Source organism: Ammoniphilus sp. CFH 90114, from assembly GCF_004123195.1.
Classification (GTDB): Bacteria; Bacillota; Bacilli; order Aneurinibacillales; family RAOX-1; genus YIM-78166.
The window spans coordinates 1-7248 of record NZ_SDLI01000038.1; the positions used below are offsets into that span (position 1 = coordinate 1).

General features: G+C 44.0%; 4 protein-coding genes. 3 read left to right on the plus strand and 1 reads right to left on the minus strand.

Annotated elements, in window-relative coordinates; genetic code table 11:
* Positions 1 to 157: 157 nt before the first annotated feature.
* On the minus strand, positions 158 to 1780 hold the full coding sequence (locus tag EIZ39_RS25960) for a Na/Pi cotransporter family protein (RefSeq protein ID WP_368666366.1): 1623 nt from the start codon (positions 1778 to 1780) through the stop codon (positions 158 to 160).
* Positions 1781 to 2021: 241 nt separating this feature from the next.
* On the opposite strand from EIZ39_RS25960, the gene upp reads away from it, so the two are divergent.
* From upp to EIZ39_RS25980, 3 genes are all read left to right on the plus strand, one after another.
* Positions 2022 to 2651: a uracil phosphoribosyltransferase gene (gene upp, locus EIZ39_RS25965; protein ID WP_129204457.1), complete on the plus strand. Its 630-nt coding sequence runs from the start codon at positions 2022 to 2024 to the stop codon at positions 2649 to 2651.
* A 16-nt stretch (positions 2652 to 2667) separates the two neighbouring features.
* Positions 2668 to 3798, plus strand: a complete 1131-nt coding sequence (gene wecB / locus EIZ39_RS25970) for a non-hydrolyzing UDP-N-acetylglucosamine 2-epimerase (protein ID WP_129204459.1) — start codon at positions 2668 to 2670, stop codon at positions 3796 to 3798.
* A gap of 136 nt (positions 3799 to 3934) precedes the next feature.
* The gene (locus EIZ39_RS25980) at positions 3935 to 7003 is read left to right on the plus strand and encodes a phosphodiester glycosidase family protein (RefSeq protein WP_129204461.1); all 3069 of its coding nucleotides are present in this window, start codon (positions 3935 to 3937) and stop codon (positions 7001 to 7003) included.
* Positions 7004 to 7248: the final 245 nt, after the last annotated feature.

The following is a 7248-nucleotide window of genomic DNA, read 5'->3' on the forward strand; positions in this document are numbered from 1 at the left end:
AAGTGTCCAAACTTAGGGGGCTAAGCCGTAACGGAAAAGTACTCCGTTATTTCAGGTGATTTTCTTAGACTTCTAGAAATAACGGAAATTTCTCCGCTAATGTGCCTGAGCTACCCATGTCGAAAATGAAAAAAAGAAGGATCCGAAGATCCTTCCCTTAAATTTCACCTAATACATATTGAGCAATATTCATGCTATGGTCTGCCATACGTTCGAGGTTGCTGATAATATCTAGGAATACAACCCCAGATCCACCTGTACAAACTCCTTCATTCAAACGCTTCAAGTGTGTCTTGCGTAACTGACGTTCCATCTTGTCGACTTTCTCTTCAAGTTCAACTACCTTCATGGCTAATTCTTTGTCATTATCTTCTAACGCTTTAATCGCCATAGCCATGGTTTCGCTTGTAAGATCAACCATTTCACGTAATTCCTGATTAGCCTCTTCTGAAAGATGCAATTTATTATTATAACGATACTCTGCTAATTCAACAATATTCATCGAGTGATCGCCCATACGCTCAATGTCCTTTAAGGCATACATGAGAGATGAGTATTTCTCTGTATCGGGGATTTCATGTTCAGATGCTGCTTTTGTCATATAATCAATAATTTTTTCTTCTAGGAGATCCACAAGATCTTCTCTTTGCTTTGTAGCTTCGCTTAACTTTTCATTGCCTGTATAGAAATACTCAGTAGAATCACGAAGCATCTCTTTAGTTAAATTAGCCATTCGCAGTAATTCCTTCTCAGCTTGACCGATGGCAACTGAAGGATTATCAAGAAAACGAGGGTCAAGATTCTTCACACCAAACTCGATTTCACCTTCACGGTCGCGGTAGATCTTTGTCACAATATAAGCGAGTACACCAATAAAAGGCAACTGGATAAATACATTCGTAAAGTTAAATATTCCGTGGGCATAAGCAATTTGCATACGTACGTCAACTTGTGTAACTTCTCCCAGCCAGTAAACAAGGTTATAGAACAGCGGAAGAAGAAGAATGGCTATAAAAGTTCCAAGAAGGTTGAAGATCACGTGTGTCAGTGCTGCACGCTTGGCAGCAATAGAGGCACCAATAGCCGCCAGCATAGCTGTTATCGTGGTTCCAATATTATCCCCGAACAGTATAGGCAAGGCAGCTTTTAGAGAAATTCCTCCTTCACTGGCCAACTGCTGCAGTATTCCAATAGTGGCACTACTGCTTTGTACTATCACGGTAAACACGGTTCCGAAGATTACACCAAGGAGCGGATTCTCTGCAAAATCCACCATCATTTCGTGGAAAATCGGCAAATCCTTTAAAGGTTTAAGTCCACCACCCATGGTTTTTAAGCCGTAGAACAACATCCCGAAACCAAAGACAATCTGTCCCATATACTGAAGTCTTTTCTTCTTAAAGAAGAAAAGAAGAATTGCACCAGCTGCTATTATAGGTAGGGCATAATTTTCAATTTTTATACCAATAATGAACGCCGTAACGGTTGTTCCGATATTTGCCCCCATGATGACCCCGATCGCCTGTCGCAATGTCATCAATCCGGCATTAACAAATCCTACAGCTAATACTGTTGTACCGGAGCTCGTTTGTAATAGAACCGTCACAATAATCCCGGCAAGCACTCCTTTAATAGGATTGGTCGTCATTTTTTCGAGGATATCACGAAGCCTGTCACCGGCTGACTTTTCCAATCCATCTCCCATGTACTTGATCCCGAAAAGGAAAATACCTAGACCACCGAGAAACTTAAATAGAACGTCCTGCATGGATAAATCCACTAATAGATCCCCCTTAATTAACGAAAACTTTACAAAAAATCAACACAAAAATAACGACAAATTCAAACAAAAACAAACCTCTATTAATATAATAGTTTTTTTGGCCAATTTCAAAGAAAAAATTTTTTGGAACACAAATTATTCTACATTTCTACTTTTCTACGATAGTGGTATAATATTCCCCGGCATGAAGAGGTTTGGCGGAGTACATACTAATTATCAATAATAGGAGGGAAAAACCATGGGAAATTTATACGTATTTGATCATCCAATGATCCAACATAAGCTGACATACATAAGAGATAAAACAACGGGCACAAAGGAATTCAGAGAGTTGGTTGATGAGGTGGCTATGTTAATGGCCTATGAAATCACCCGAGATCTTCCGTTGCAAGAAGTGGAAGTGGAAACTCCCGTAACGCGTTGTAAATCCAAAATGATTGCGGGTAAGAAACTAGGCTTAGTCCCTATCCTTAGAGCAGGAATTGGTATGGTGGATGGAGTTCTTAAGCTGATTCCAGCGGCCAAGGTAGGGCATGTGGGTTTATACCGTGATCCTGACACGCTTGAACCTGTGGAGTATTATGTAAAATTGCCTTCTGATATTAGTGAGAGAGACTTGATTGTGATTGATCCGATGCTTGCAACTGGCGGATCTGCTGTAGCGGCCATTACAGCCTTGAAAAACCGAGGAGCACGCAGCATGAAATTGATGTGTTTAATTGCAGCACCTGAAGGAATTCAGAAAGTACAAGAGATGCATCCTGATATCGATATTTTTGTCGCTGCCGTGGATGAAATGTTAAATGATCATGGCTATATTGTTCCAGGTTTAGGGGATGCAGGCGACCGATTGTTTGGAACGAAGTAGGAGGAGTGGAGAAACCATGAAGAAGAAAATCATGACGATTTTCGGGACTAGGCCAGAAGCGATTAAGATGGCTCCGTTGGTTCATGAATTACAGAAGTATGAAGAGTTTGAACCGATTGTTTGTGTCACAGCCCAACATCGGCAGATGCTCGATCAAGTGCTTGATATTTTTGAGATTACTCCAGACCATGACTTGAATATCATGAAGGACAGGCAGACCTTAGTCGATGTCACCACGAGAGCGCTTCATGGATTAGATGAAGTGATGAAGGAAGTTAAGCCGGATATGGTCTTAGTCCATGGGGATACGACAACGACCTTTGTAGCGAGCTTAGCTGCCCTGTACAATCAAGTAGCTGTAGGCCATGTGGAAGCAGGACTCCGAACCCATAATAAGTACTCTCCGTATCCGGAAGAGATGAATCGACAGTTAACGGGAGTTATGGCTGATCTGCACTTTGCACCGACATCCGTGTCAGCAGCTAATCTTTGTAGAGAGAATAAACCGGAAGAATCGATTTTTGTTACGGGTAATACGGTAATTGATGCCCAAAAGACAACGGTGCGAGAGGATTATCATCATCCGGTTCTTGAGGAACTAGCGGGATTAAGGCTAGTGCTTATGACAGCGCATCGCAGGGAGAATCTCGGCGAAAAGATGCGAGGCATGTTCCGGGCGATCCGTCGTTTGGTCGATACACATGAGGATATTGCTGTGGTGTATCCCGTCCATTTGAATCCAGCTGTAAAGGAAGCGGCTGCAGACATTTTGGGAGATCACCCGAGAATCCGTTTAATTGAGCCGCTTGATGTAGTAGATTTCCATAACTTTATGTCGCGTTCTCACCTCATCTTGACAGATTCAGGCGGTGTGCAAGAAGAAGCTCCAGCTTTCGGGGTGCCTGTCTTGGTATTGCGTGATACAACAGAACGTCCAGAGGGAATTGCTGCGGGAACGCTGAAGCTAGCGGGAACGGATGAGCAAGTGATATACCAATTAGCTCATGAACTGTTAATAGATGAAGAGGCGTACGCGAAGATGTCTAAAGCGGCTAACCCTTATGGGGACGGCGAAGCTTCGAGAAGAATTGCTGAAGCGATTCTTTATTATTATGGATTGCGTAATCAACGCCCGGATTCATTTTAGATATAACGGTGTCCTTTCGGGGGATGCCGTTTTTTTTTGTGTGTCTTATGGGGATTTCTTCCTGAAACCTTTTAATCTACTAAGGCGTCTAAACTATAGATAATAGAGAAGCTAGGTTTGGAGAGGAGATTTACGCATGCAGTATTGGGAAAAAGGGCGAACAGCGATGCTGTTGGTTGTCGCTCTGTTGTTTAGTTCTGTGCTGCCTTCATGGGCAAGTGCGAATGAGACGCAACTGGCTCAATTGCTTGAAGAGCAGGTGATTGGAGAAGGTGTGGTTTCACAGACGTACATAAAACGAATTGCAGGTAAGGACGCACGAGTCTATGTGACAAAAGTAGATTTAAACAATCCGTATGCAGAGGTACGTCCAATTTATGGAAAAGGTGGAACATTTGTAGAAAGGCAACCTATTGAAGAAATGGCCAAGGAAAAAGGAGCGATTGCGGCCATTAACTCAGACTTTTTTAATATGAAAAATCGTACACCATTTGGTATTACCCTAGATAAAGGAGAGCTCGTCTCCTCTATGGGCCGCATGCCATATTGGTTTAGTTTAGGAATTACAGGTGACCGTACTGCGATCATCGAGAAGATGACTTATCAAGGAAAAGTGACGGCACCTAATGGAAACTCTTATGTCATCCAAGGGGTGAACAAAGAGGAATACCAATCGAATGGATATGCAAGTCATAAGGATCAAATTAATCTTTATACGCCTTCTTTTGGACCAACAAGTCTAGGATTACTCCCAGGCTATGAGGAATATGTAGAAGTTGTTGTAGAAAACCAAGTAGTTAAGGAAATCCGATATAACCAGCCAGCGGCAGCTATGCCTAGTTCAGGATATGTTCTATGGGGGCATGGCGGTGGAGCGAAGTTTTTACAAGAAAACTTCAATCCTGGGGATCCTGTTGAGTTAGCTTCGACAACCCTGACGGCGCCGGGAGCAAGTGCTTTAGATTCCGCTATGGCAGGTCACGTACTGCTAGTAGAGAATGGGGTGGCGTTGAACCCGACAGCCAACTCTATCAAGGGATTAGTAGCACGTTCGGCAGCTGGAATCTCGCAAGACGGAAAGTCGTTGCTGCTTGTTGCAGTTGAAAAATCGTCAAGAAGCCGTGGAATGGAATTAGTAGAGTTGGCTCAGTTAATGAGCGAGTTAGGCAGCTTCAGAGCATTTAACCTCGATGGTGGAGGCTCTACTACGATGGTGGCCCGTAAATTGGCGGATCACCAAGTTAGTCTGATGAATACGCCGCAAGGCGGAACCCAACGCAAGGTTCCTACGGGAATCGGGATTTTTAACACAGCACCAACAGGAGAGTTTCAAGGCTTCCTAATAGACGGTCCTACTGAAGTTGTAAAAGGATCGGAGACGGAGTTTAAAGTGAAAGGCTATGATGTTCACTTCCATCCATTCGCTGTTCCTCAGCAGGATGTGATGTGGACAGGAACAGATTCTTTTACTGGTAATAGATTTCTAGCGCTCACCTCTGGCTTACAGGAAGTGGTTGCTGAGTATAGTGGTGTTCGCCAGTCCCATAAGTTGAATGTGATAGGGGCTGCACAAGTGGAGCAATTAATTGTGGAGCCATCGACTATTGCAGTGGATGTTGGTCAATCCAAGTCCTTTACGGTGAAGATTCGAACGAAAAATGGCAAGTTACTTGATGTAACACCAAAAGGTGCTAGTGTATCTGTAACGGAGGGGTTAGGTACAGTAGAAGAGTTTACGTTTAATGCAGGTGTCGATAAAGGGAATGGAGAGATCACGGTCAACTTTGATGGGATCGAAGTGAAAGTCCCTGTCTATATTGGTGCGGTTGCTGAGCCGTTTGAATCCTTTGACACAATAGCAGGAATCTATCATTCAGCACTCCCTGCCCAACTGGCGAATAATGGAAGCTTCTCTCTAGGAAGTGATCAGGTTTATCGTACGAAGCAATCCGCTCGTTTGGAATATAACTTTAGCGGTGCACCACAAAACGAGCTTCGTATAGCTTATGGGATGTTGGGAAGTAAACCGATTGTCTTGCCTGGGACTCCGATGAGTGCAGGAATGTGGGTGTATGGAGATAACAGTCAACACTGGCTTCGTTCTGAGCTTATTGATGCCAATGGGAAGGTGCACTATCTGGATTGGACGAGAGAAATGAACTTTAGCGGATGGAATTATGTAATGGGACAGATTCCTGTTGGCGTGGCATACCCTGTCAGCATGAAGAGTATCTACCTCGTTAATGTTCCAGAAGGGACGGCTCAGGGTCCAGAGTCAGGTACGCTTTATTTTGACGAAATGACACTCTACCAACCTTATGATGCAAGTAAAGATGTGTTGGCCACTGATTTGGAATCGGGGCAAGCTTTCCGTCTAGGCAATGAGGTAGAACTGAAGTTTGATAGTACCACTCGAGTAGAGCCTGTTTCTACTGTACCTTTCTATATGCCGGGCAAGAAGCCAACGATGTTTGGTTTTCGCATAAGTGGGTCGCAAGCTCCTCAGACTGTATCACTTCAGCCTTTGAAGGAAATGGCTGTTGGCTTGGTTCATTTTGATGAAGAGAAAAAAGTAGTGGAAGAGCTGAAGGGAACCCGCTTGCCTTCTGGAGAGACACTTTTCGTGCTGCCTGGATTCGGGCTTTATGTGCCTGTTTATAGTACAGACATCAACCCGTTTAAAGACGTGCTAGCCGGCTCTTGGTATGAAAAACCGGTCATTGATCTTTACAACCAAGGTATTGTAAACGGGATGTCCAAAGATCGTTTTGCTCCGAATGCGGTCCTTACTCGTGCACAGTTTGTTACGATCTTAGGGAACTGGTTAGGCTGGAAGGATGACCCGAGTCTAAAGTTAGAGTTTAAAGATCAAATTCCGGGCTATGCCGTGCCAGCGATAAAAGTAGCGGTATCCAAAGGAATCGTTCAGGGCTTCCCTGGAGGTTTGTTTAAACCGGATGCACCTTTAACTCGAGCTCAGATGTCTGTGATGCTGTATAAGGCTCTACAGGATCGAGGAGACGACTTAAGCGGTGGGACGGACGTGATGTTCGCGGATGCACAAAACATCCCTGAGTGGGCCAAGGAAGCTGTTCAAGTGATGTCGACAAAAGGTTATATTAAGGGGATGAACGGTTCGTTTAATCCTCAGAGTACGGCAACGAGAGCACAGGCGGCAGCTTTAATCTATCAGTTGAATAATTAAGTGAGAGAGAGCATATCCAGGTGTGGGTATGCTCTTTTTGGTGTGATGGGAGTTGCGGTAGGCTGGGATGGCAGAGCAGGGCTTAACGGAAGAAATTCCGGTTAATTTCAGGAAAGTTGGGAAAGAGGGGAAGATAGGCGGAGGAATTTCTGTTATTGGCTCCAGAAATCCACTTTTGGGGGTGTTTAGTTGAATTAACGGAAAAAAATCCGGCTATTTCTCTAAAGCCCCCTAACAGGATTGGA

Bases quoted from the DNA above. Each gene is read 5' to 3' on its own strand.
- upp (WP_129204457.1), top strand. From the start codon at position 2,022: ATGGGAAATTTATACGTATTTGATCATCCAATGATCCAACATAAGCTG.
- EIZ39_RS25980 (WP_129204461.1), top strand. From the start codon at position 3,935: ATGCAGTATTGGGAAAAAGGGCGAACAGCGATGCTGTTGGTTGTCGCT.
- wecB (WP_129204459.1), top strand. From the start codon at position 2,668: ATGAAGAAGAAAATCATGACGATTTTCGGGACTAGGCCAGAAGCGATT.